The following is a 22,640-nucleotide window of genomic DNA, read 5'->3' as shown; positions in this document are numbered from 1 at the left end:
TCCGGGTCCCGCTGGCCTTCACACTCCTGCCGGTCGCGCTGCTCGCCGCCATGATCGTGGCGATCAGCATCGGCGCGGTGAACGTTCCCCTCGGCGACGTCTGGTCGATCGTCCTGCACCACGTCACCGGCGCGGGCCCGGTCCCCTCCGACCCCGCGCTCGACCAGATCGTCTGGAACTTCCGCACCCCGCGAGTGGTCCTGGCCGCCCTGGTCGGCGCCGGACTCGCCGTGACCGGCGCAGTGCTCCAGACGGTCGTGGCCAACCCGCTCGCCGACCCCGTCGTGCTCGGCTTCTCCTACGGCGCGACGCTGGGCGCGGTCCTCGTCATCACCCTGGGCGGCGGCGCGGCGCTCGCCGGGCTCGGGGTGTCGGCGGCGGCCTTCCTCGGGGCGATCGTGGCGGGCGCACTGGTCTTCGCGCTCGGACAGCGGCGGGGGCGCCTCGCTCCGACCCGGCTGGTCCTGGCCGGCGTGGCCGTCGGCTACGTCCTTCTCTCGGCGACCAGCTTCGTCCAACTCCAGGCCACGCCCAACGAGTTGCGAACGGTCATGTTCTGGATGCTGGGCAGCGTCGCGGGCGCCCAGTGGGACCAGATCCCCACGGTCACCGCGGTCGTCCTGGCCACCACCGTCCTCCTCACGCTCCTCGGCCGGCACCTCAACACCCTGCTGGCCGGCGACGAGTCCGCCACCGCGCTCGGCGTGGACGTCAACCGGCTACGGGCCCTCCTCCTGGCCCTCAGCGCGCTGCTGACCGGCACGGTCGTCGCCGTCGCGGGCGGCATCGGCTTCGTCGGCCTGATGATCCCGCACCTGGTCCGCCTCACCCTCGGCGCCGACCACCGCCGACTCCTGCCCCTGACCGCCCTGTCGGGAGCCTTCTACCTGGTCCTCGTCGACCTGCTCTCCCGCACCCTCACCCGCCCCAACGAACTGCCGCTGGGCATCATCACCGCCTTCCTCGGCGCCCCCTTCTTCCTGTGGCTGCTGCGCCGCAACAAGGGTCTGGACTGAACCATGAAACTCACCGTGGACGGGCTCCACATCACCCTGGACCGCACCCCGATCCTCCACGACGTCCACCTGGAGGCGGACAAGGGCGGCATCGTCGGACTCGTCGGGCCCAACGGCAGCGGCAAGTCGACCTTGTTGCGCGCGGTCTACCGCTCGCTGCGGCCGACGGAGGGCGTGGTCAGGGTCGGCGAGGACGACGTGTGGTCGCTGTCCCCGCGGGCCACGGCGCGCCGTACCGCGGCCGTCCTCCAGGACGCGGGCGGCAACACCACCGGGCTGAGCGTCACCGAGATCGTCGCGCTCGGCCGGTCGCCGCATCACGGTCTGCTGGGGCGGGACGGAACGAAGGACCACCGGACCGTGGAGGAGGCCATCGACCGCTGCGGTGTACGGCCCTTCGCGCACCGGGACTACGCCTCGCTCTCCGGCGGCGAACGCCAACGCGTGCTGCTGGCGCGGGCGTTGGCCCAGAACCCGCAGCTGCTGGTCCTGGACGAACTCACCAACCACCTCGACATCCGGGCCCGGTTCGAGCTCCTGGACCTGATCCGCGCCACCGGCGTCACCACGCTGGCCGTCCTGCACGACCTCGACCTGGCCGCCCGCCTCTGCGACCACCTGGTCGTCCTGCACGAGGGAGCGGTGGTTGCCGCGGGCCCGGTCCTGGAGGTCCTGACCCCCCGGATCCTCGCCACGGTCTTCGGCGTCCGCGCGAGCACCGAACGGCACGCCGACGGCGTCACCCGCATCACCTATGAGGCGCGACCGCTCGCGGACCCGGACACCGTGCCGGAGGACGACCCCCTCCCGGCCGAGACCGCCGATCGCTGATCCGGCGGCAGCACCGGACGCGAAGCAGCACCGGACGCGAACCCGTGCCCGCCCGCGCTCCGGCCGGCCCGACGCGGGCGCGTTGCGCCGCCCAACCCACCACGGCCGCATCCGAACGCGGGCCGGGGCGGGTCACGCCACCGCGTTGAGCAAGTCGGCCAGTACGTCCGGTCGTTCCAGGGCGACGAAGTGGCCTGCCCCGGGGATCTGGGTGAAGTCGGCGGCGGGCAGGAGGTGTTGGTTGGCCTGGCGGTCCGAGGGGCGGGACCAGTCCTTCTCGCCGTAGACGAGGTGGATGGGGGCCTTGACCTCGGGGTAGCGGGAGCGGGCCGCGATGAGGCTGGGCAGGGCCTGGTACACGGCCCGGGCGACGGTGGGGTAGCCGGGGCGGGCGCCGACCTGGAGGAGCTCGTCGACGTAGTCCTCGCGCAGGGCACTCCTGTCGCCGAGGCCGCCCTGAAGGATCGTGCGCAGGGCGGGCTTGGGCTCGACCCGGGCGAGCAGCGGGCCTGCTCCCGGCGCGAGGACACCGGTGACCACGGCTCGGGCGAGGAGGCTGGAGCGGGCGATGCCGCCGCGGAAGTCGTAGGCGTTGACCGCGACGACGCGTCGGACGCGCTCGGGGAGGTCGGCCGCGGTGGTCAGGGCGAGCACCGCGCCCATGGACTCGCCGGCCAACGTCACGTCGTGCAGGTCGAGTTCGGTCAGCAGCCGCTCGACGCCCGCACGCATCGCGGGTTCGTCGTACGACGCCCCGGGCACGATCTCCGAGTAGCCCATCCCCGGCAGATCCAGGGCGTGGACCGTGTAGTGGTCCGCGATCAGCGGGACGAGGCGGCGGAAGTGCTCGGCCTGGGTGCGCACGGTGTGCAGCAGGACCAGGGGAGCGCCCGTGCCCGCCTTCAGATAGCGCAGCTGTCCTTCACGGCCGCCGCGAGCGGGGAGCGTGTGGCTGGTGGTCCCCGGGATGTGGATCGAGGGACGTGACTCTTGGCTGGGCATCTCGCCGACTCCTTGCTCCGGAGAACGTGAAACCGATCGGTTTCCACCAAGGTAAACCGATCGGTTTTCACGCGCAAGCCGGGGCGGGTCCGGGACCGCCGTGGCCGGGAAGGAGTTCAAGCCCTCCGGAAACCGATCGGTTTCTATTTTGTCCGCTTCGGGTTAACCTCGCGGTATGACCTCCGAAGTGAAACCGAGCCCCAGAGAGCGACTGCTGGAGGCGGCGGCCACCCTCACCTACCGAGACGGCGTCAGCATCGGCGTCGAGGCGCTGTGCAAGGCGGCGGGTGTGTCGAAGCGGTCCATGTACCAGCTGTTCGAGAGCAAGGACGACCTGCTCGCGGTGAGCCTGAAGGAGCAGGCCGCCGCTTATGCGGCGACCCTCCTTCCCGCGGCGGACGACGGCCGTTCCCCCCGCGAGCGCATCCTGCACGTCTTCGAGCAAGTGGAGTCGCAGTCGGGTGCGCCCGAGTTCCGGGGGTGCCGGTATCTGGCCGTCCAGATCGAGCTCAAGGACCAGGGGCATCCCGCCAGCCGGGTCGCCCATCAGGTCAAGGCGAACCTGACGGCCTTCTTCCGTTCCGAGGCCGAACAAGGTGGGGCCGGCGATCCCGACCTGCTGGCCCGCCAGCTCAGCCTGGTCTTCGACGGCGCCAGCGCCCGCGCGGGCATCGGAGCCGACAAGCTGACGGGTCTCGTCACACCCACGGTGACGACCCTGCTGGACGCGGCGGGCGTGAGCTGAGGCGTCCCCTCTTAGATAACTCCGCCGCATGCCCGGTGGGGACGCCTGACCTGCCCTTTTACCCGGCCTCGTATAGTTCGACGTGATTCGAGGACCCCAGGAGGCCGACCGTATGAGGATCTCGCAGCGGGCTCGGTCCGTCGCGCCGTTCTACGCCATGGAGTTCGGCAAGCATGCCGCGGCGCTGGAGGCCGAGGGCCGTCACGTCGTCAAACTCAGCCTGGGGGAACCGGACTTCGGGGCGCCGCCGGCCGTGCTGGAGGCCCTGCGGGAGGCCGTGGGGAGCCGGCCCATGAGCTACACCGGGGCGCTCGGGCTGCCCGAACTGCGGCTGGCCATAGCGCGGTTCTACGGCGATCAGCACGGCGTCGATCTGGACCCGGCCCGCGTCGTCGTGACCGCCGGCGCCTCGGCCGCGCTGGTGCTGGGCGCCGCCGCGCTCGTCGACCCCGGGGACGAGGTCCTCATCGCCGACCCCTCCTACCCGTGCAACCGGCAGATCGCCGAGAGCTTCGGCGCCCGGGTCACCCTGGTGCCGACCAGCGCCGAGTCGCGGTACCAGCTGGACACGGCCTCCGTCCGGTCGTACTGGACCGAGCGCACCCGCGGGATCATGGTCGCCAGTCCCTCCAACCCGACCGGCACCTCCGTACCGGCCGACGAGCTGGCCGCGATCAGCGAGTTCGCCCGGGAGCGGGACGCGTGGCGGATCGTCGACGAGATCTACCTCGACCTCGGCGACCACGACGAGCACGGGCGGCCGCCGCGCAGTGTGCTGTCGTACGACCAGGAAGCCGTCGTGATCAACAGTTTCTCGAAGTACTTCGGGATGACCGGCTGGCGGCTGGGCTGGAGCGTGGTGCCCGAGGCGCTGGTGCCGGCGCTGGAGCGGCTGGCCCAGAACTACATGATCTGTGCCTCCACCCCCGCCCAGTACGCCGCGCTCGCGTGCTTCACGCCCGAGTCGCTCGCCGTGTGCGAGGAGCGGCGGGCCGAGTTCGGGCGGCGGCGGAAGCTGGTCCTCGACGGGCTCGCGGGGATCGGACTGCCGGTGCCCGTGCCGCCCGACGGGGCGTTCTACGTCTACTTCGACGTCAGCGGCACCGGGCTCACCTCGTGGGAGTTCTGCGGACGGGCGCTGGAGGAGGCCCATGTGGCGCTCACCCCGGGGCGGGACTTCGGGGTGGGCACCGCCGACACGCATGTACGGCTGTCCTACGCGGCCTCGGCCGAGGAACTGCGGGAGGGCATCGCGCGGCTCGGGAAGTTCGTGGCCACGCTCTCCTCGTAGACATGACGCAGGGTCCGGCCCCGAAGGACCGGCCCCTGCCTCACTCGGACGCTCAGACCAGGTCGAAGCGGTCCAGGTTCGAGACCTTGACCCACGCGTCGACGAAGTCCTTCACGAACTTCTCCTTCGCGTCGTCGCTCGCGTAGACCTCGGCGAGGGCGCGCAGCTCGGAGTTGGAGCCGAAGACCAGGTCGGCACGGGTGCCGGTCCACTTCAGCTTGCCCGTCGCCGCGTCGCGGCCCTCGAAGGCCGTCTGGTCCTCGGAGGTGGACTTCCACTCCGTGCCCAGGTCGAGCAGGTTGACGAAGAAGTCGTTCGTCAGGACGCCCGGACGGTCGGTGAAGACACCGTGCGCGGTGCCGCCCTGGTTGGCGCCGAGGACGCGCAGACCACCGACGAGGACGGTCATCTCGGGGGCGCTCAGGGTGAGCAGGTTGGCGCGGTCGAGCAGCAGGTACTCGGCCGGGAGGCGGTTGCCCTTGCCGAGGTAGTTGCGGAAGCCGTCCGCGACCGGCTCCAGCGCCGCGAAGGACTCGACGTCGGTGTGCTCCTCGGTCGCGTCCACACGGCCCGGGGTGAAGGGGACCTCCACCGCGACACCGGCGTCCTTGGCGGCCTTCTCGACCGCCGCGGCACCCGCGAGGACGATCAGGTCGGCCAGGGAGACCTTCTTGGCACCGGTGTTGAACTCGGCCTGGACGCCCTCCAGGACCCGCAGGACCTGGGCGAGCTGCTCCGGGTCGTTGACCTCCCAGCCGCGCTGCGGCTCCAGGCGGATGCGGGCGCCGTTGGCACCGCCGCGCTTGTCGCTGCCGCGGAAGGTGGACGCCGAGGCCCACGCGGTGGAGACCAGCTGCGAGACGGTCAGACCCGTCTCCAGGACCTTGGCCTTCAGGGCCGCCACGTCGGCGGCGTCGATGGCCTCGCCCTCGGCCTGCGGCAGCGGGTCCTGCCACAGCAGCGTCTCCGCCGGGACCTCCGGGCCGAGGTACAGGGACTTCGGGCCCAGGTCACGGTGGGTCAGCTTGTACCAGGCACGGGCGAAGGCGTCCGCGAACTGGTCCGGGTTCTCGTGGAAGCGCTTGGAGATCTCGCCGTAGATCGGGTCGAAACGCAGCGAGAGGTCGGTCGTCAGCATCGTGGGCCGACGCTTCTTCGACGCGTCGTGCGCGTCCGGGATGATCTCCTCGGAGTCCTTGGCGACCCACTGCTTGGCGCCGGCGGGGGACTCGGTGAGCTCCCACTCGTAGCCGAAGAGGATGTCGAAGAAGTCGTTGCTCCACTGGGTCGGCTTGGTGGTCCAGGTCACCTCGAGGCCGGAGGTGATGGCGTCGCCGCCCTTGCCGGTGCCGTAGGTGGACTTCCAGCCCAGGCCCTGCTCCTCCAGGGAGGCGGCCTCGGGGTCGTTGCCGACGTGGTCGGCCGGGCCGGCGCCGTGGGTCTTGCCGAAGGTGTGGCCACCGGCGATGAGGGCGACGGTCTCCTCGTCGTTCATCGCCATGCGACGGAAGGTCTCACGGATGTCGCGGGCCGCGGCCAACGGGTCCGGGTTGCCGTTGGGGCCCTCGGGGTTGACGTAGATGAGGCCCATCTGGACGGCGCCGAGCGGGTTCTCCAGCTCGCGGTCGCCGGTGTAGCGCTGGTCGTCCAGCCAGGTGGTCTCGGGACCCCAGTAGACGTCCTCGTCGGCCTCCCAGACGTCGGCGCGGCCGCCGCCGAAGCCGAAGGTCTCGAAGCCCATGGTCTCAAGGGCGACGTTGCCGGTGAGGATCATCAGGTCGGCCCAGGAGATGGACTGGCCGTACTTCTTCTTCACCGGCCACAGCAGACGGCGGGCCTTGTCCAGGTTGCCGTTGTCCGGCCAGCTGTTCAGCGGCGCGAAGCGCTGCTGACCGCGGCCGCCACCGCCGCGGCCGTCGCTGATGCGGTAGGTGCCGGCGCTGTGCCAGGCCATACGGATCATCAGCGGGCCGTAGTTGCCGAAGTCGGCGGGCCACCAGTCCTGCGAGGCGGTGAGCACCTCGGCGATGTCCCGCTTCACGGCGTCCAGGTCGAGGGCCTGGAAGGCCTCGGCGTAGTCGAAGTCCGCGCCGAGCGGGTTCGCGACGACCGGGTCCTTGGCGAGGATCTTGAGGTTCAGGCGCTCCGGCCACCACTGGCGGTTGCCGCCACCCTGCGTCGGGTGCGGGGCACGCCCGTGCGCGACCGGGCAGCCACCGGTGCCCTCGGTCTTGGCGTCGGTGACGATTGCGTCGGGATTCTCAGACATGGAAGTCCTTCCGAACTGGGTGGATCACGGTGCTGAAGTAAGCCTTTGGGTGGAGCAGCCGGGGCACAGGCCCCAGTAGATGACCTCGGCCTCGTCGATCGAGAAGCCGCGGTCGTCGGAAGCTGTCAGACAGGGCGCGTGACCGACGGCACAGTCGACGTCGACGACGGCCCCGCACGACCGGCAGACCAGGTGATGGTGGTTGTCCCCGACCCGCCCTTCGAACCGGGCCGGGCTCCCCGGCGGTTCGAGACGGCGGACGAGCCCCGCCGCGGTGAGCGAGTGCAGGGCCTCGTACACCGCCTGGAGCGATATGTGGCCGAGACGGTCGCGCACTCCCGTGGCGATCGCGTCGACGGGGAGGTGGTCACCGGCCCGAACGGTCTCGAGCAGTGCGACGCGCGCGGCCGTCACCCGCAGGCCGGCACCGCGCAGCTCAGCGGCGGTGTTCGGAGGCTGGGGGGCGGTCATGGGGAACAACCTACCCCCATAAACCTGAATGGTTCAAGAAATGGAACCGTTCCAAATCTGTGTCGCGTCGGATCGCGGCTCCGAAGGCGCTCACAAGGCTGCCCTGTCAGGTGTGCGTGCGGTGTAACTCCTGGTGAACGGCTCGGGAGACATCCGCGTGTCTGCTCGTACTGCGGTGCGGGATGCGGTCTGGTCCTCGACATCGGCAGGGGCCCGGACGGACGGCCTACGGTCCTGAAGGCCGCCGGCGACAAGGAGCACCCGGCCGGCTGACCACGGCCCGACGGCTGCGGGACATCTCCTGACCGAACCCCTGGGCGGGGGCCGCAGCGCACGTGGGAGTATCGGTCGCCATGAGGGCATCCCCTGCGGTCCGGAGCCTGCGCGCGGCGGTGTTCGCCGCGCTGTGCGTGCTGTTGGCCGCCGGGGGACACACGCTGGCGACCGGCATGGCACCGCCGGTGTGGGCGCAGGCGATCGGGTTCGTGCCGGTGTTCGCGGCCGGCTGGCTGCTCGGCGGCCGGGAACGCTCGCTCGGGTCCATCGGCGCCGCGACCCTCACGTCACAGGGCGCACTGCACTTGGAGTTCGGCGCGGCCCACTCGCACGCCACGGGGGCGTCGGGCTCCACGGTGACGCCGCCGGGCATGGGGATGCACCATATGGTCATGCCGCACATGGCCATGCCCCACATGGTCATGCCGCACATGGTGAAGGCCCACATGACCCTTCAGGGCATGCGGATGATGCACCCCGCTGCCCCGCCCCCGCATGCCGTCACCCCGCACGCCACCGCCGTCCACCTCTCGGCCGCCCTCCTGCTCACCTGGTGGCTGCGGCGCGGTGAGGCCGCCCTGTGGTCGCTCCTGCGCCGAGCCGTCGCGCTGGTACCCGGACTCGCCGCCTGGTGGCGGGGATACGGCGAGCCGACCGCCCCGGCCCCCGCGCGTCCGGTCCCCGACCAGGGCCCCCGTACGCCCCGCCCACCCCTGCTCCGCCACACGGTCCACCGGCGCGGACCGCCCACCTCGATCCCGTACGCGATCTGACCCGAGCACACCTTTTCCCCAGTACGGAGATCCCTCAGCCATGTCCCGAGCACACACCGCCCTGCGCCGCGCCGGCCTCGGTACCGCCCTCGCCGTCACCGCCGTCCTGACCGCGGCCGGCGTCGCCTCCGCGCACGTCACCGTCCACCCCGACAGCTACGCCAAGGGCGCCACGGACGGCGCCCTGAGCTTCCGCGTCCCCGACGAGAGCGACACCACGAGCACCACGAAGGTCCAGCTGTTCCTGCCGACCGACCACCCGCTGCTCGGTGTGCTCGTCTCCCCGCACGACGGCTGGACCGCCGAGGTCACCGACACCAAGCTCAAGAAGCCGGTCAGGACGGACGACGGCACGATCACCGACGCGGTCTCCGAGATCACCTGGACCGGCGGGAGGATCGCCCCCGGCCACTACGAGGACTTCGACGTCGCCTTCGGTCAACTCCCCGACGACACCGCACAGTTGACCTTCAAGACCCTCCAGACCTACTCCGACGGAAAGGTCGTCCGCTGGATCGAGGTGGCCGGGTCGGGCGACGAGGAACCGGAGAACCCGGCGCCGGTCCTCAAGCTGACGTCGGCCACCACCTCCAGGACGGCGGCGAAGACCTCGGCAGCCGCCACGAAGGCCGCGGCGAGCGACTCCACGGCACGCGGCCTCGGTGTCGCCGGACTGGTCGTGGGCGTGCTCGGCCTCGCGGCCGGGGCCTTCGCCGTCGTGCGGAGCCGCGCCGCCAAGTGAGCAGTCACCTGTGGATTTCCGTACCCACAGGTGGTTCTCGGTGCCCCGATGGGAGGATGAGGCGCCATGACAGCAGGGTGGTGTTCTCGCACGCTACGGGCCGCGGTGTTCGCGGCCGTCTGCGTGCTGCTCGCCGCCCTGGGCCACGTCCTCATGTCCGGCGCCCATGTGCCAAGTCGGACCCTGGCCGCGGGCCTGGTCGTGACCGGGTGCGCGGGCTGGGGTCTGGCCGGCCGTGAACGCGGACTGCCCCTGATCGTCGCCGTCGCCGTCCTTGCCCAGACGGCACTCCACACGGCCTTCTCCCTCGCGCAGCCCCCTTCGGCGGCGCGGGACATGGGCGCGATGCACATGGAGTCCATGCACATGAGTGGCATGGACTCCATGGACACGGCTCAGCTGGAGGCCTCGTCGGGCGTCGGTGCCCTCTCGTACTGGCAGCCCTTCGGCATGTACGCGGCCCATCTGCTCGCCGCGCTGGTCACAGGCCTCTGGCTGGCGTACGGCGAGCGGGCCGTGTTCCGCGTCCTGCGGGCCGTGGCCGGGCGGCTGGTCGCCCCGCTGCGGCTGCTGCTCGCCCTGCCGGCGACCCCGCACCGTCCGCGCGTGCGGATGCGCCGGGCCCGGTCGGAGCGGGCGCCGCGGCTCGTCCTTCTCGTCCACGCGATCACCCATCGCGGTCCGCCTCCGGGGACGGCTGTCGCCTGACGACAGCTGGTGACCCGGGGCCGCCCCTGTGCGCCTCGGGCCTCGGCCGTCCGCCCGTGTGGGCGCCGTACGGCCGCTTCCCTCACCGGAGAGCCGCGCACCCCTGTGCGCCCGGGCGCTCCGGATCCTGGCCGATCCGAGAAGGACACCTGGTGATCACTCCCACCCTGCCCGCCCCTGCCCCCGCGCCCGCCGACCTCCGGGCCCGGCGCGAGTCCGCCGACGCCTCGACCACCGCGTGGGCGCTCGCCGCCCGCGCGGGGGACCCCGACGCCGTCGACCACTTCGTGCGCGCCCTGCACCGGGACGTCCTGCGCTATGTCGCCCACCTGTGCGGCGACCCCCAGGCCGTGGACGACCTGGCCCAGGACACCTTCCTGCGGGCGCTCGGCAGTCTGCACCGGTTCGAGGGCCGGTGCTCGGCGCGGGCCTGGGTGCTGTCCATCGCCCGCCGCGCGGTCGTCGACGGCTTCCGGCACGCGGCGGTGCGGCCCCGCCGGTACGACGGCTCCGACTGGCAGGCGGCGGCTGAGCGGGCGCAGCCGCGGGGCGTGCCCGGCTTCGACGACGGGATAGTGCTGGTTGATCTGTTGGGGGCGCTGTCCGAGGAGCGGCGGGAGGCGTTCGTGCTCACGCAGATGCTGGGGTTGTCGTACGAGGAGGCGGCTGTGGTGAGTGGGTGTGCGGTGGGGACGGTGCGGTCTCGCGTGGCGCGGGCCAGGGGGGAGCTGGTGGAACTGGTGGTCTGAGGTGTGTTGGCGGCTGCGGCGCCGTCGTGGCTGGTCGCGCAGTTCCCCGCGCCCCTGGGGAGATCCGGTCACCGCCTGTTGCGAATGAACCGGGTTGCCGTAGGCGCACCGACTGCCGCGAGCCCGGCATCGCCTCCCTGGCGACTACTCCGGCGTCGCCTCGCCGGCCAGATCAGGCATCAGCGCGCACAGCGCCTTGCGCTGGTCGGGGCCCATGAAGCGGGCCAGGGCCGCCTTGACCGTCTCGGCGAGGGTGCCGGAGGCGTCCGCGATGAGGTTGCGCGCCTTCTCGGTGAGGGCCACCTCGACGCCCCGCTTGTCGCCGCAGACCGACTTCCGGGTGACGAGACCGGCGTGCTGGAGACAGGCGATCTGGTAGGTGAGGCGGGTCTTCGGGCGGCCCAGCAGTTCGGCGATCCGCGTCATCCGCTGGCCCTCCCGGGGGCCCGTGGCCAGCAGGCACAGGACCAGGAACTCGTCGTGCGAGACGTCGAGCCGTTCCTTGACCACGCCGCGCAACTCCTGCTCCACCGCTCCGGTCGCAGCCAGCATCAGCATCCAGGCGTGCAGCTCGGCGGGCAGGAGTCCGTCACCTGCGGCGGAGGGACAGTCGGAGTGGTCGGCCATGGACTCGATTCTACCTGTTGTCCAAATTTGAATATTCGGCTAGCGTGCTGTCATCCAAATTTGGACTACCTGAGTGAGGAACCATGTCCGTCGCCGTCGAAACCGGAACCTGGCAGCTCGACCGGACCGCCACCACCGTCGCCCTCAAGCACAAGACGATGTGGGGCCTGGTCACGGTCAAGGGCGCCTTCGCCACCGTGGACGGTCAGGGCGAGGTGCGGGCCGACGGGTCCGCCGTCGGCACCGTCACCCTCGACGCCGCCTCCCTCGACACCAAGAACGCCAAGCGGGACGAACACCTGCGGGGCGCGGACTTCTTCGACGTCGCGAACCACCCCGAGATCACCTTCGCGGTGCGCAGCGCCGAACTCCGCGACGGCGACCAGGTGCACGTGGTGGGCCAGCTGACCGTGCACGGCATCAGCCGCCCCCAGTCCTTCACCGCCGCGGTCGCCGACGCGAGCGCCGACGCGGTCACGGTGAACGCCGAGTTCTCGGTCGACCGCGCCCAGTTCGGCCTCGGCTGGAACCAGCTCGGCATGATCCGCGGCCTGACCACGGTCGACGCCACGCTCCGCTTCAAGCGGTCGGCAGCGTGAGGTAGCTGCTCGACAGCGTCTGCGGCGACGAGGTGAAGACGCGCAGCCGGACCCGCTGATGCCTGTGCGGCAGCGCGTACGTCCCGTCGGGCGGCCGTAGTTCATAGACGGCCGTGGCGTGGCCGGGCAGGGTGGCCGGCCCCCGCAGCACAGTGAAGTACGGGTACATCCCCTGGCCCCGGGTGAGGGTGAAGTGGGGGGTGAGCGCCTCGTCGTCCGTGTTGGTGACCCGCAGGGTCAGCCTGGAGAGCGCGCGGGCGTCATGACGGACCCCGGCGACCTCCAGCCGCAGGGGCGGTGAGCCGGTGGCCGCCAGCAGCGCGCTCGCCAGTGCCGGGCTCAGCAGCAGCACGGCCGCGGCGATCCGCACGGGACGCCGGCCCGCCCCGCCGAGCCGCCGTGCGAACGGCTGCCAGACCCCCGCGAACTCCGCCGAGGGCGCGGTGACCGCCGCCGCCAGCCACAGCGGGGTCATCATCAGGTAGTAGCCGTCCTGCGAACGCGTCGCCAGCCAGAACGCCAGCCACGGCAGCACGGTCGCCGCCGGACCGAGCCGGCGCACGAACAGCACGAACAGCGCCAGCAGGCCGACGAGCAGCAGCATGCTGGCGTACCCGTACCAGTCGAGCCGGTCGCTGCCGTTCGTGAGATACAGCGACACGCCCACCAGGCCCTGGCCGTGCAGCACCGCGCCCTGGATCAGCGGCAGCGCGATCCCCTTCAGCCATGCCACCGGCTGGCTCGCGACGAAGTACGCGTCGATCAGCAGCCACACGGCGGCGGCGACTCCGGCGAACCGCAGCACCACCAGGCGCGCCGGCCGCGCCCCGAGCTCCCCGCGCCGCACGGCGTGGATCCCGGCCAGCAGGAACGGCGCGAGGAACCACGGCAACTGCTGCGCCGCGCACGCCGCGCCCAGACAGGCCGCCTGCGCCACCCCGGCCGGGCCGAGCCGCCCGCCCCGCCCGATCCGGGGCCAGCGCACCACCACCGGCACCAGCAGGGCCAGCGCCAGGATCGCCGGGTAGCCGAGACGGGCGTACATCGTGAGCATCGAGAACCCCAGGCACGCCAGGGTCGCCGCCGACCGCCACGGCACGGGCAGCAGCCACCACAGCACGACCGTGCCCACGAGCAGTGCGCCCGTGCTCATCGCTATGGCCGGCAGGCCGCCGTGCCCGAGCCACAGCAGGGGAGCGGTGAGCAGCGGGGCGAGCGGGGGATAGCCGTACGTGTAGTCGTAGCCGCCCGTGACGGTCGGGGTGAGCGCGATGCCCTTGCCGCCGAACAGCCAGGGCCAGGGGCGGCCGTAGATGCCGTGCCCGGCGACCAGGTCGCGGGCGGCCTGGGTGGTGAGGACGGACTCGTCGGAGCCGCGGTGGAACAGGACGAACGCGCACAGGGCGAGCGTCAGGCCGGTCACCAGGACGACGAGGTCCACGCGGGCCAGGGACCGTCGGTCGCGCACCACCAGGGCGAGGGCGCCGCACCCGAGGACCGAGGCGTAGCAGACCGAGATGACCGCCGCCACGGTGAGCCGGTGGGTGGCCGCCTGGGTCCACACCTCGCGGGTGCCGATGAGGAGGCTGACGTCCGCGAGGAGGGTCAGGACGCGGTGCCATTGGGTGGGGGGTTCAGGCTCGGCGGACACCGTCGGCCGGGTGGTCCGGCCGGGTGCCGACAGCTGAGTATCTGCCAGGAACACGGCATCGGACGCTAATCGGACCCGGTGAGCGGCGTGCGGCGGGAGGCCAAGAGTCCGGTGTGAGGCGGGTAAGACCCTTTCGTCACGATGGGTGGGGGCGCCGGGGGCCGCCGGGGCGGTCGCGGACCGTGTCGTTGTTGGGCCGAACGGGTGACTTGGCGTAAGAATTGGCCGGTGCAGGCAATGAAGGCGAGTCGGAGCGGGGGGAGCCGGTGAACAGGTACGACGTCACCGATGAACAGTGGGAGGGGCTCGCCCAGGTCGTTCCGTTGCGAGGACGGGACGCGTGGCCGTCCGCGATCGACCACCGGTCCATGCCGGAGGCCGAGACCGAGGCCAGGCGCCGTTTCGTCGTCCTGCGGATCAACGTCTTCGCGGACGCCCGCGAGGTCGCCGAGACCCTCATGGCGGGCATCCCCGTCCTCCTCGACCTCACCGGCGCGGAGACGGAGGTCGCCAAACGCGTCCTCGACTTCAGCACGGGCGTCGTCTTCGGCCTGGCGAGCGGAATGCACCGGGTGGACCGGAACGTGTTCCTGCTCACGCCGGCCGGGACCGAGGTGACGGGGTTGATGGAGGGGGCGGGGATGCCGGGGGTCTAGCCCCGGGGGGCCAGGTCCAGCGGTCGAGCTCCGGCGGGGTGGGGCCGGGCGGATGTCAGGGCGCCGGTGGTCCGGTCCGGCGTGAGGGGGGCGGGCGTCAGGGAGGACTCCGCGTTTCGCTCCGGCGCGGGGAGGCGAGGGTCAGGGGCGGCCTCGTACTTCGCTCCGGCGTGAGGGGGCGGGTGCCAGTGACGAGTCCGCGTTTCGCTCCGGCGCGGGGAGGCGGGCTTCAGAGGCAGCCCCGTACTTCGCTCCGGCGCGAGGGGGCGGGTGTCACGGGCGGGCCCCGTACTTCGCTCCCGCGTGAAGGGGCGTCAGGGGCGCCCGCACCCCGCTCCGGCGTGGCGGCCGTTCGCCCGATCGTAGGAAGGCCGTCCGGGAGGAACGGTTCCGCTGGTGGCGGAGGCCTACGGTCCGGATATGCGTGTGTCCCCCACCTCCTCCGTCGTCCCGGCCCAGTCGCCCTCCCCGTTCGCGGAGTCCGCGCCGGGCGGCGTGCCGCGTCCCGAGCGGCCGTGTCTCACCGAGCTCCGGCTGTCCGCGTACGCCATGCACCGCCGGGCCGGATTACCGATCGGGCCGCTGACCCTGTTCACCGGGCCCAGCGGCAGTGGCAAGACCAGCGCGCTCCAGGCGTACGAGGCACTCGCGCGGCTCGGCGGCGGTGCGAGTCTCGTCGAGGCGTTCCCCGACCCCGTCGCCTGCGTCCCCGACCGCGCCCGCCCCGACGCCCAGCACCGCCGGGGCTTCCGGATCGGCTGCACGGCCGACGGCCCCGAAGGACCGGTCCGCCTCGACGTCGCCGTCCAGGCGGAGCCCCAACTGCGCATCGTGGGCGAGCGGTTGACGTCCGGCGGGCTCATCCTCCTGGAGACCGCCCTGCGCGACCCCGCCCGCCGTGCCGTCCAGGCCGCGTGGCACACCGCGGGGACCGCCCCCGTCACCCGCGCCCCGCTCCCGGACGACCAACTCGGCACCGCCCTGCTGCCGTTGCGGGTCGCGGGCAAGACGGACGGACAGCGGCGCGTCCTCGCCGCCGCCGAGCAGATGGTCGTCGCCCTGCGCTCCGTCTTCGGCTGCGACCCACGCCCCGGCCGTATGCGCCTGCCCGTGCGGACCGGCTCCGGACGCCTGCTCGGCGGCTGCGACAACCTCGCCGACGTCCTGTGGCGCACCCGCGCGGAGTGCGGCCGACGGCACGCGCAACTCGTCGCCGCGGTGCGCGCCGGATGCGCGGGGCCCGTCGCCGACGTCCTCGCCGAGCCCGTGCTGACCGGAGCGGTCCGGGCCCTGCTCGACCGCGGGGACGGCAGCCGTACGGAGCTCGGGCGGCTGGGCGACGGCGAGTTGAGATACCTCGCCCTGGCGCTCGTCCTGCTCACCGGGCCCGGCGTGCTGGAGGTCGACCCGGCCGGTGAGGTCCCGGCGGCCCTCCAGACGCTCACCGTCCTCGCCGACAACCTCGACCGGGGCCTGGACGCACGGCAGCGGGCCGAACTGCTGCGGCTGGCCCTGCGGATGTGCGAACGCGGACACATCCGGCTCGTGGGCGCGGTGAGCGACGCCTCGTGGGCCGCCGGGACGGACGGCATCACAGTGGTACACCTGGAGCCGTGACAGAACCCCTCGACGTGGCGGCACTGCAACGCCGGCTGGCCGAGTTCGCCGCGGCCCGCGACTGGCAGCCCTACCACACCCCCAAGAACCTGGTCGCCGCGCTCAGCGTGGAGGCCTCCGAACTGGTCGAGATCTTCCAGTGGTTGACGCCCGAGGAGTCGGCGCGGGTCATGGCGGACCCCGACACCGCGCACCGCGTCACGGACGAGATCGCCGACGTGCTCGCGTATCTCCTCCAGCTGTGCGAGGTGCTCGGCGTCGACCCCCTGGCCGCGCTGTCCGCGAAGATCGACCGGAACGAACGACGGTTTCCCGCGCCGTGAGGAGCGCTTCACTCCTCTTTCACTCTCCGTGATGAAGAGCTGTTCCGAAATCGATTCGTTGTCCACAGATTTCCGCCTACCTCTGGCTTTTCGTTCCGAGCGACCTCACTCTGGGTAGTGAACAAGGGAGTTCGGGCGGACGTGCCCGGGGGTACGTCGCGACAGACGGGGGCAGCCGATGGACGCGGTGCGGCTCATCGTGACGAGCAGGCGTGCCCTGGCGGGCAGCGGCGAGCCGCCTCAGGTCATGGCCGAGGTGTGGCAGGCACAGGCCCTGGCCCAGGCCATAGGAAGTCGCCTCGCGGTCGCGGGACCCCCCGAACTCCGCGGCGAGGCCCTCGGGTTGACCGAGCTCGCGGGTCGGGGCTGCGGGGTCCTGGACCGCCCCGACATCGAGCTGGCGGAGCTGCGGGCCGCCCAGCTCACCGACCTCGGCGACGCCCGCCAGGCCCTGCATTACCTCGGCGGCCTCCTCGGCGAGGTCGGCATAGCGCTGGTCGGCCTCGCGTGCGCGGCGGACGACGAGACGACGTACTGGCAGTGCATGGAGGCGATCGACGCGGCGGACGAGTCCCGGGACCGGGTCCTGCAGATGCTGCGAAGACTGGCGGACCGGGGGGAGGGACTTACCGAACGGGAGGCGGGGTGAGTGGTCGGCCGCGGCCCGGTGGGGCCGGGAAGCACAGTCGAACCCTGCCCAGCTGTACCCACCTGTTTTGGGGGCGCGGGGAACTGCGCGACCAGCCCCCACCCACCCGCAGCCGAAGGCAGACCTCAGCCGACCCCCTCCTCACCAACCCCCCGCCCAGAACCCCCGGCCCCCTGAAGATCCGCATCCAGCGCCGACAGATCCGCGTTCAGTGCCGCCATCAACTCCTCCATCTGCTGCAACAACCCCTTCGGCTGCCCAGCCCCCGCAGTCAGCGGCACGGTTTCCTCGGACATGACGGCCTCCTCGGCCCACAGACCCACGCGGGTAACGGATGACGCACCGGCGACGACAAGCCGGCTCCGCCCGAGCCAACGATCACCAAAGGGCCAGGTCACTGGCGCAGCCACCCCACGCATGCGCCGTGGACGAATTTTCACCCGACCGAGGACGGCGCGACGGCGGAGGCCACAGGGACCGGTGAGGCCGCGGCGCACTCCTGCGTGCAGGATGGAGACATGGATCTCCGCATCTTCACCGAGCCCCAGCAGGGCGCGAGCTACGACACCCTCCTGACCGTTGCGAAGGCCACCGAGGACCTCGGCTTCGACGCCTTCTTCCGCTCCGACCACTATCTGAAGATGGGCGACGCAGACGGCCTCCCCGGCCCCACCGACGCCTGGATCACCCTCGCCGGGCTCGCCCGCGAGACCAAGCGCATCCGTCTCGGCACCCTGATGACCGCCGCCACCTTCCGGCTGCCCGGCGTCCTCGCCATCCAGGTCGCCCAGGTCGACCAGATGTCCGGCGGCCGTGTCGAACTGGGCCTCGGCGCGGGCTGGTTCGAGGAGGAGCACCAGGCGTACGGCATCCCCTTCCCGAAGGAGAAGTTCCCGCGGCTGGAGGAGCAGCTGGCCATTGTCACCGGGCTGTGGGCCACCGCACCCGGTGACACCTTCGACTTCCACGGCGAGCACTACGACCTCACGAAGTCGCCCGCGCTGCCCAAGCCCGCCCAGGACCGGATCCCCGTGCTGATCGGCGGCCACGGCGCGACGAGGACCCCGCGTCTCGCCGCCCGCTACGCCGACGAGTTCAACCTGCCGTTCGGCTCGGTCGAGGACAGCGAGAAGCAGTTCGGCCGGGTCCGTGCCGCCGCCCAGGAGGCGGGCCGCGCGGCCGACGCGATCACCTTCTCCAACGCCCTCGTCGCCTGTGTCGGCAAGGACGACCGGGAGGTCGCCCACCGCGCCGCCGCGATCGGCCGTGAGGTCGACGAGCTCAAGGCCAACGGCCTGGCCGGCACCCCCGCCGAGGTCGTCGACAAGATCGGCCGCTATGCCGCCGTGGGTTCCAGCCGCATCTACTTCCAGATCCTCGACCTCGACGACCTGGACCACCTGGAGCTGATCTCCGCCCAGGTCCAGTCGCAGCTGTCGTAAATCGAAGGCACTGGTCACAACGCCTGTGCGAAGCTGAGGACGTCGTCCTGCCGAGCCCCCGGGATCGCCTTCCCGGGGGCTCTCGCGCGCACGGCACCCCGTACCGTCCACCGGCCGGAGAGGCCCTCACCATGTTCCTGACCATCACCACCACCGGCACTCCGGAGCGCCCCGCCACCGATCTCGGCTTCCTGCTGCACAAGCATCCCGAGAAGGCGCAGGCGTTCTCCACGTCCTACGGCAGGGCGCACGTCCTGTACCCCGAGGCGGACGATCAGCGCTGCACGGCCGCGCTGCTCCTGGAGGTCGACGCGGTGGCGCTGGTCAGGCGCGGCAAGGGCAAGGGACGCGGCGGCGCCCCCGACGCGGCGCTCGCGCAGTACGTCAACGACCGCCCGTACGCGGCCTCCTCGCTGCTCGCGGTGGCGCTGCGCGCGGTCTTCTCCAGCGCGATGCGCGGCGTGTGCGCTGCCAGGCCCGAACTGCCGTCTCAGGCACGGCCGTTGCACATCGAGGTGCCTGCCCTCCCGGCCCGCGGCGGCCCGGAGCTCGTACGGCGCCTGTTCGAGCCGCTCGGCTGGACGGTGACCGTCGAACCGGTCGCGCTGGACACCGAGTTCCCGGAGTGGGGCGACTCGCGTTACGTCCGGCTCGAACTGGAGTCCGCCGAGCTCACCGTCGCCGAGGCGCTGCGCCACCTGTACGTCCTGCTCCCCGTCCTCGACGACGCCAAGCACTACTGGGTGGCCTCCGACGAGGTCGACAAGCTGCTCAGGGCCGGTGAGGGCTGGCTGCCCGCGCACCCGGAGCAGAAGCTGATCACCAGCCGCTACCTGTCCCGCCGCTGGTCGCTGACGCGCGAGGCGATGGAGCGCCTCGAACTGGTGCGGCTCGCCGAGGCCGACGACAGCGAGGTCGAGGAGATCGACAACGCCGTCGAGGCGGAGACCGAGACCGAGACCGAGGAGAAGCCGACCCCGCTCGCCGTGCAGCGCCGGGAGGCCATCCTCGAGGCGCTGCGTGCCGCCGGTGCGGCCCGTGTCCTCGATCTCGGCTGTGGCCAGGGCCAGTTGGTGCAGGCACTGCTCAAGGACCCGCGGTTCACCGAGATCGTCGGCGTCGACGTGTCGGTGCGGGCGCTCACCATCGCCGCCCGGCGGCTCAAGCTGGACCGCATGGGGGAGCGGATGGCCTCGCGTGTCCAGCTCTTCCAGGGCTCGCTGGCCTACACCGACAAGCGGCTCAAGGGGTACGACGCCGCCGTGCTCAGCGAGGTCGTCGAGCACCTCGACCTGCCCCGGCTGCCCGCCCTGGAGTACGCGGTGTTCGGCGCGGCCCGTCCCCGGACCGTCCTCGTGACGACCCCCAACGTCGAGTACAACGTCCGCTGGGAGTCGCTCCCGGCAGGCCATGTCCGGCACGGCGACCACCGCTTCGAGTGGACGCGCGAGGAGTTCCGCAGCTGGGCGAACTCGGTGGCCGAACGGCACGGCTACGACGTGGAGTTCACGCCCGTCGGCCCGGACGACCCCGAGGTCGGACCGCCCACGCAAATGGCCGTGTTCGAACTGAGCACAGCCGCATCGAGCACCACCGCCACGACCGAGAAGGAGGCGAAGGCGGCATGACCGAGACCCAGCGCACGGGACGGACCCTCCCCGTCACCGACCTCTCCCTCGTGGTCCTCGTCGGGGCCTCCGGCTCCGGCAAGTCCACGTTCGCCCGGCGCCACTTCAAGCCGACCGAGGTGATCTCCTCGGACTTCTGCCGGGGCCTGGTCTCCGACGACGAGAACGACCAGGGCGCCACCAAGGACGCCTTCGACGTCCTGCACTACATCGCCGGCAAGCGCCTGGCCGCCGGCCGCCGCACGGTCGTCGACGCGACCAGCGTGCAGTCGGACTCCCGGCGCCAGCTGATCGACCTGGCCAAGCAGTACGACGTGCTGCCCATCGCCATCGTCCTGGACGTCCCCGAGGAGGTGTGCGCCGAGCGCAACGCGGGCCGCACGGACCGGGCCGACATGCCGATCCGGGTCATCAAGCGGCACATCCGCGAACTGCGGCGCTCGATCCGCCACTTGGAGCGTGAGGGCTTCCGCAAGGTGCACGTCCTGCGCGGGGTGGCGGACATCGAGAACGCCACCGTCGTCACCGAGAAGCGCTTCAACGACCTGACCCACCTGACCGGCCCCTTCGACATCATCGGCGACATCCACGGCTGTGCCCTGGAACTGGAGTCGCTGCTGGGCAAGTTGGGCTACGCCGACGGCGTCCACCCCGAGGGCCGTACCGCGGTCTTCGTCGGCGACCTCGTCGACCGCGGCCCCGACAGCCCCGGTGTGCTGCGCCGCGTGATGTCGATGGTCAAGTCGGGCAACGCGCTGTGCGTGCCGGGCAACCACGAGAACAAGTACGGCCGTCACCTCAAGGGCCGCAAGGTCCAGCACACCCACGGCCTCGCGGAGACCATCGAGCAGATGGAGACCGTGTCCGACGAGTTCCGCGCCGAGGTGCGGGAGTTCATCGACGGACTGGTCAGCCACTACGTACTCGACGGTGGCCGGCTGGTGGTCTGTCACGCCGGTCTGCCGGAGAAGTACCACGGCCGCACCTCGGGCCGGGTCCGCTCGCACGCCCTGTACGGCGAGACCACCGGTGAGACCGACGAGTTCGGGCTGCCGGTGCGCTACCCGTGGGCGGAGGACTACCGCGGCCGGGCGGCCGTGGTCTACGGCCACACCCCGGTCCCGGAGGCGACCTGGCTCAACAACACCATCTGCCTGGACACCGGTGCCGTCTTCGGCGGCAAGCTCACCGCGCTGCGCTGGCCGGAGCGGGAGCTGGTCGACGTACCGGCGGAGCGGGTCTGGTACGAGCCGGTCAAGCCGCTGAAGTCGGAGGCTCCCGGCGGTCAGGACGGCCGGCCGCTCGACCTCGCCGACGTGTACGGCCGCAGGGTCGTCGAGACCCGGCACCAGGGCCGGGTCGCCGTCCGGGAGGAGAACGCGGCGGCGGCCCTGGAGGTCATGAGCCGCTTCGCGGTGGACCCGCGGCTGCTGCCGTACCTCCCGCCGACGATGGCGCCGACGGCTACCAGCCACGTCGAGGGCTACCTGGAGCACCCGGCGGAGGCGTTCGCGCAGTACGCCGAGGACGGGGTCGCGCGGGTCGTGTGCGAGGAGAAGCACATGGGCTCGCGGGCGGTGGCCCTGGTGTGCCGGGACGCGGAGGCGGCCCGCAGGCGCTTCGGCGTGGACGGTCCGACCGGCTCGCTCTACACCCGCACCGGACGGCCGTTCTTCGACGACGAGTCGGTGACGGAGACGATCCTGGACCGGCTGCGCACGGCGATCGGCGAGGCCGGTCTGTGGTCGGAACTCGACACGGACTGGCTGCTGTTGGACGCCGAGCTGATGCCCTGGTCGCTGAAGGCCGGGGGCCTGCTGCGCTCGCAGTACGCGGCCGTCGGTGCCGCGGCCGGCGCGGTGTTCCCGGGTGCGCCGCTGGCCGCGCTCCAGGGGGCGGCGGACCGGGGCGTGGACGTGTCCGACCTGCTGGCCCGTCAGCGTGAACGGGCGGACGCGGCAGGCGCGTTCACCGACGCGTACCGCCGCTACTGCTGGACCACCGACGGCCTGGACGGTGTGCGCCTGGCACCGTTCCAGCTCCTCGCGGTCCAGGGCCGCAGCCTCGCCGGGCTCCCGCACGACGAGCAACTGGCCCTGCTGGACCGGCTGGTGGAGCACGACAGCACGGGTCTGCTCCAGACCACCCGACGCCTCTACGTCGACACCGGTGACCCGGAGTCGGTGCGGGCGGGCGTCGACTGGTGGCTGGAGATGACCGGCCGGGGCGGCGAGGGCATGGTCGTCAAGCCGCTCGGCGCGGTGGTCCGCAGCACCGAGGGCCGTCTGGTCCAGCCCGGCATCAAGTGCCGGGGCCGGGAGTACCTGCGGATCATCTACGGGCCCGAGTACACCCGCCCGGAGAACCTCGACCGGCTGCGCAAGCGGTTCCTCAACCACAAGCGCTCGCTCGCGATCCGCGAGTACGCGCTCGGTCTGGAGGCCCTGGACCGGCTGGCCGAGGGCGAGCCGCTGTGGCGGGTGCACGAGGCGGTGTTCGGGGTGCTGGCGCTGGAGTCGGAGCCGGTCGACCCGCGGCTGTGAGCCGCCGGGGCCCGGGGGTGAGTGACCCGTCG

22 protein-coding genes are annotated in these 22,640 nt (G+C 72.0%); 16 read left to right on the top strand and 6 right to left on the bottom strand.

Annotated elements, in window-relative coordinates:
- The first annotated feature begins 50 nt into the window (after positions 1 to 50).
- Together ACFULQ_RS05850 and ACFULQ_RS05845 are read left to right on the top strand one after the other, a co-directional pair.
- Complete coding sequence (locus ACFULQ_RS05850; protein WP_383538672.1) at positions 51 to 1,016, top strand: FecCD family ABC transporter permease; 966 nt, start codon at positions 51 to 53, stop codon at positions 1,014 to 1,016.
- Between the two features lie 3 nt (positions 1,017 to 1,019).
- Complete coding sequence (locus ACFULQ_RS05845; RefSeq protein ID WP_383538669.1) at positions 1,020 to 1,847, top strand: ABC transporter ATP-binding protein; 828 nt, start codon at positions 1,020 to 1,022, stop codon at positions 1,845 to 1,847.
- A 132-nt stretch (positions 1,848 to 1,979) separates the two neighbouring features.
- On the opposite strand, the gene ACFULQ_RS05840 is transcribed toward ACFULQ_RS05845, so the two are convergent.
- The gene (locus ACFULQ_RS05840; RefSeq protein WP_383538668.1) at positions 1,980 to 2,849 is read right to left on the bottom strand and encodes an alpha/beta fold hydrolase; all 870 of its coding nucleotides are present in this window, start codon (positions 2,847 to 2,849) and stop codon (positions 1,980 to 1,982) included.
- Between the two features lie 175 nt (positions 2,850 to 3,024).
- On the opposite strand from ACFULQ_RS05840, the gene ACFULQ_RS05835 reads away from it, so the two are divergent.
- Positions 3,025 to 3,594 carry a TetR/AcrR family transcriptional regulator gene (locus tag ACFULQ_RS05835; protein WP_383538667.1) on the top strand — a complete coding sequence of 190 codons (570 nt, stop codon included), beginning with the start codon at positions 3,025 to 3,027 and terminating at the stop codon, positions 3,592 to 3,594.
- Between the two features lie 112 nt (positions 3,595 to 3,706).
- Complete coding sequence (locus ACFULQ_RS05830) at positions 3,707 to 4,885, top strand: pyridoxal phosphate-dependent aminotransferase (protein WP_383538665.1); 1,179 nt, start codon at positions 3,707 to 3,709, stop codon at positions 4,883 to 4,885.
- A gap of 52 nt (positions 4,886 to 4,937) precedes the next feature.
- On the opposite strand, the gene katG is transcribed toward ACFULQ_RS05830, so the two are convergent.
- Both katG and ACFULQ_RS05820 read right to left on the bottom strand, forming a co-directional pair.
- On the bottom strand, positions 4,938 to 7,154 hold the full coding sequence (gene katG / locus ACFULQ_RS05825) for a catalase/peroxidase HPI (RefSeq protein ID WP_383538663.1): 2,217 nt from the start codon (positions 7,152 to 7,154) through the stop codon (positions 4,938 to 4,940).
- Positions 7,155 to 7,178: 24 nt separating this feature from the next.
- A complete protein-coding gene (locus tag ACFULQ_RS05820) occupies positions 7,179 to 7,625 on the bottom strand; it encodes a Fur family transcriptional regulator (protein WP_383538660.1) in 447 nt (148 codons plus the stop codon).
- Between the two features lie 353 nt (positions 7,626 to 7,978).
- On the opposite strand from ACFULQ_RS05820, the gene ACFULQ_RS05815 reads away from it, so the two are divergent.
- The 4 genes from ACFULQ_RS05815 to ACFULQ_RS05800 all read left to right on the top strand — a co-directional run bounded on the left by ACFULQ_RS05815 (position 7,979) and on the right by ACFULQ_RS05800 (position 10,873).
- Positions 7,979 to 8,674, top strand: coding sequence for a hypothetical protein (locus tag ACFULQ_RS05815; protein WP_383538658.1), 696 nt, complete (start codon positions 7,979 to 7,981; stop codon positions 8,672 to 8,674).
- Positions 8,675 to 8,714: 40 nt separating this feature from the next.
- Positions 8,715 to 9,416, top strand: a complete 702-nt coding sequence (locus tag ACFULQ_RS05810; protein WP_383538655.1) for a YcnI family protein — start codon at positions 8,715 to 8,717, stop codon at positions 9,414 to 9,416.
- A gap of 66 nt (positions 9,417 to 9,482) precedes the next feature.
- Positions 9,483 to 10,124, top strand: a complete 642-nt coding sequence (locus ACFULQ_RS05805; protein WP_383538652.1) for a hypothetical protein — start codon at positions 9,483 to 9,485, stop codon at positions 10,122 to 10,124.
- Between the two features lie 152 nt (positions 10,125 to 10,276).
- Positions 10,277 to 10,873, top strand: a complete 597-nt coding sequence (locus tag ACFULQ_RS05800; protein ID WP_383538651.1) for a sigma-70 family RNA polymerase sigma factor — start codon at positions 10,277 to 10,279, stop codon at positions 10,871 to 10,873.
- Between the two features lie 144 nt (positions 10,874 to 11,017).
- Here ACFULQ_RS05800 and ACFULQ_RS05795 read toward each other — a convergent pair whose 3' ends face one another.
- Complete coding sequence (locus ACFULQ_RS05795; RefSeq protein WP_383538649.1) at positions 11,018 to 11,500, bottom strand: MarR family winged helix-turn-helix transcriptional regulator; 483 nt, start codon at positions 11,498 to 11,500, stop codon at positions 11,018 to 11,020.
- An 83-nt stretch (positions 11,501 to 11,583) separates the two neighbouring features.
- Between ACFULQ_RS05795 and ACFULQ_RS05790 the strand changes: the two genes are divergently transcribed.
- A complete protein-coding gene (locus ACFULQ_RS05790; protein WP_383538647.1) occupies positions 11,584 to 12,099 on the top strand; it encodes a YceI family protein in 516 nt (171 codons plus the stop codon).
- On the opposite strand, the gene ACFULQ_RS05785 is transcribed toward ACFULQ_RS05790, so the two are convergent.
- Positions 12,080 to 13,750: a hypothetical protein gene (locus ACFULQ_RS05785; protein WP_383538755.1), complete on the bottom strand. Its 1,671-nt coding sequence runs from the start codon at positions 13,748 to 13,750 to the stop codon at positions 12,080 to 12,082. The two genes, ACFULQ_RS05790 and ACFULQ_RS05785, sit on opposite strands and share 20 nt — an antisense overlap.
- Before the next feature lie 266 nt (positions 13,751 to 14,016).
- Between ACFULQ_RS05785 and ACFULQ_RS05780 the strand changes: the two genes are divergently transcribed.
- The 4 genes from ACFULQ_RS05780 to ACFULQ_RS05765 all read left to right on the top strand — a co-directional run bounded on the left by ACFULQ_RS05780 (position 14,017) and on the right by ACFULQ_RS05765 (position 16,995).
- Positions 14,017 to 14,406: a cell division protein SepF gene (locus ACFULQ_RS05780; RefSeq protein ID WP_383538645.1), complete on the top strand. Its 390-nt coding sequence runs from the start codon at positions 14,017 to 14,019 to the stop codon at positions 14,404 to 14,406.
- A gap of 420 nt (positions 14,407 to 14,826) precedes the next feature.
- On the top strand, positions 14,827 to 16,023 hold the full coding sequence (locus ACFULQ_RS05775) for an ATP-binding protein (RefSeq protein ID WP_383538642.1): 1,197 nt from the start codon (positions 14,827 to 14,829) through the stop codon (positions 16,021 to 16,023).
- Positions 16,020 to 16,346: a nucleotide pyrophosphohydrolase gene (locus ACFULQ_RS05770; RefSeq protein ID WP_383538640.1), complete on the top strand. Its 327-nt coding sequence runs from the start codon at positions 16,020 to 16,022 to the stop codon at positions 16,344 to 16,346. Before ACFULQ_RS05775 ends, ACFULQ_RS05770 begins: the two co-directional genes overlap by 4 nt.
- Positions 16,347 to 16,524: 178 nt before the next feature.
- The gene (locus tag ACFULQ_RS05765; protein WP_383538637.1) at positions 16,525 to 16,995 is read left to right on the top strand and encodes a DUF6099 family protein; all 471 of its coding nucleotides are present in this window, start codon (positions 16,525 to 16,527) and stop codon (positions 16,993 to 16,995) included.
- Between the two features lie 125 nt (positions 16,996 to 17,120).
- Here ACFULQ_RS05765 and ACFULQ_RS05760 read toward each other — a convergent pair whose 3' ends face one another.
- Positions 17,121 to 17,291, bottom strand: coding sequence for a hypothetical protein (locus ACFULQ_RS05760; protein WP_383538634.1), 171 nt, complete (start codon positions 17,289 to 17,291; stop codon positions 17,121 to 17,123).
- A gap of 222 nt (positions 17,292 to 17,513) precedes the next feature.
- Here ACFULQ_RS05760 and ACFULQ_RS05755 point away from each other — a divergent pair, with 222 nt between their 5' ends.
- The 3 genes from ACFULQ_RS05755 (at position 17,514) to ACFULQ_RS05745 (ending at position 22,608) form a co-directional block, all read left to right on the top strand.
- Complete coding sequence (locus ACFULQ_RS05755) at positions 17,514 to 18,437, top strand: LLM class F420-dependent oxidoreductase (RefSeq protein WP_383538632.1); 924 nt, start codon at positions 17,514 to 17,516, stop codon at positions 18,435 to 18,437.
- 131 nt (positions 18,438 to 18,568) lie between these two features.
- Positions 18,569 to 20,065: a 3' terminal RNA ribose 2'-O-methyltransferase Hen1 gene (locus tag ACFULQ_RS05750; RefSeq protein WP_383538630.1), complete on the top strand. Its 1,497-nt coding sequence runs from the start codon at positions 18,569 to 18,571 to the stop codon at positions 20,063 to 20,065.
- Complete coding sequence (locus tag ACFULQ_RS05745; RefSeq protein ID WP_383538628.1) at positions 20,062 to 22,608, top strand: polynucleotide kinase-phosphatase; 2,547 nt, start codon at positions 20,062 to 20,064, stop codon at positions 22,606 to 22,608. Before ACFULQ_RS05750 ends, ACFULQ_RS05745 begins: the two co-directional genes overlap by 4 nt.
- Positions 22,609 to 22,640 lie beyond the last annotated feature (32 nt).

This window comes from Streptomyces sp. NPDC057253 (genome assembly GCF_042669125.1).
Lineage (GTDB): Bacteria > Actinomycetota > Actinomycetes > Streptomycetales > Streptomycetaceae > Streptomyces.
Note: the sequence above shows the minus strand (reverse complement) of the source record. Positions and strands in the feature narration are given on the sequence as shown.

Excerpts from the sequence above, each read along its gene's own strand:
- ACFULQ_RS05850 (WP_383538672.1), top strand. The coding sequence starts at position 51 with ATGATCGTGGCGATCAGCATCGGCGCGGTGAACGTTCCCCTCGGCGAC.
- ACFULQ_RS05835 (WP_383538667.1), top strand. The coding sequence starts at position 3,025 with ATGACCTCCGAAGTGAAACCGAGCCCCAGAGAGCGACTGCTGGAGGCG.
- ACFULQ_RS05745 (WP_383538628.1), top strand. The coding sequence starts at position 20,062 with ATGACCGAGACCCAGCGCACGGGACGGACCCTCCCCGTCACCGACCTC.
- ACFULQ_RS05815 (WP_383538658.1), top strand. The coding sequence starts at position 7,979 with ATGAGGGCATCCCCTGCGGTCCGGAGCCTGCGCGCGGCGGTGTTCGCC.
- katG (WP_383538663.1), bottom strand. The coding sequence starts at position 7,154 with ATGTCTGAGAATCCCGACGCAATCGTCACCGACGCCAAGACCGAGGGC.
- ACFULQ_RS05790 (WP_383538647.1), top strand. The coding sequence starts at position 11,584 with ATGTCCGTCGCCGTCGAAACCGGAACCTGGCAGCTCGACCGGACCGCC.
- ACFULQ_RS05805 (WP_383538652.1), top strand. The coding sequence starts at position 9,483 with ATGACAGCAGGGTGGTGTTCTCGCACGCTACGGGCCGCGGTGTTCGCG.
- ACFULQ_RS05750 (WP_383538630.1), top strand. The coding sequence starts at position 18,569 with ATGTTCCTGACCATCACCACCACCGGCACTCCGGAGCGCCCCGCCACC.
- ACFULQ_RS05830 (WP_383538665.1), top strand. The coding sequence starts at position 3,707 with ATGAGGATCTCGCAGCGGGCTCGGTCCGTCGCGCCGTTCTACGCCATG.
- ACFULQ_RS05795 (WP_383538649.1), bottom strand. The coding sequence starts at position 11,500 with ATGGCCGACCACTCCGACTGTCCCTCCGCCGCAGGTGACGGACTCCTG.
- ACFULQ_RS05845 (WP_383538669.1), top strand. The coding sequence starts at position 1,020 with ATGAAACTCACCGTGGACGGGCTCCACATCACCCTGGACCGCACCCCG.
- ACFULQ_RS05765 (WP_383538637.1), top strand. The coding sequence starts at position 16,525 with ATGGACGCGGTGCGGCTCATCGTGACGAGCAGGCGTGCCCTGGCGGGC.
- ACFULQ_RS05820 (WP_383538660.1), bottom strand. The coding sequence starts at position 7,625 with ATGACCGCCCCCCAGCCTCCGAACACCGCCGCTGAGCTGCGCGGTGCC.
- ACFULQ_RS05755 (WP_383538632.1), top strand. The coding sequence starts at position 17,514 with ATGGATCTCCGCATCTTCACCGAGCCCCAGCAGGGCGCGAGCTACGAC.
- ACFULQ_RS05760 (WP_383538634.1), bottom strand. The coding sequence starts at position 17,291 with ATGTCCGAGGAAACCGTGCCGCTGACTGCGGGGGCTGGGCAGCCGAAG.
- ACFULQ_RS05810 (WP_383538655.1), top strand. The coding sequence starts at position 8,715 with ATGTCCCGAGCACACACCGCCCTGCGCCGCGCCGGCCTCGGTACCGCC.
- ACFULQ_RS05775 (WP_383538642.1), top strand. The coding sequence starts at position 14,827 with ATGCGTGTGTCCCCCACCTCCTCCGTCGTCCCGGCCCAGTCGCCCTCC.
- ACFULQ_RS05840 (WP_383538668.1), bottom strand. The coding sequence starts at position 2,849 with ATGCCCAGCCAAGAGTCACGTCCCTCGATCCACATCCCGGGGACCACC.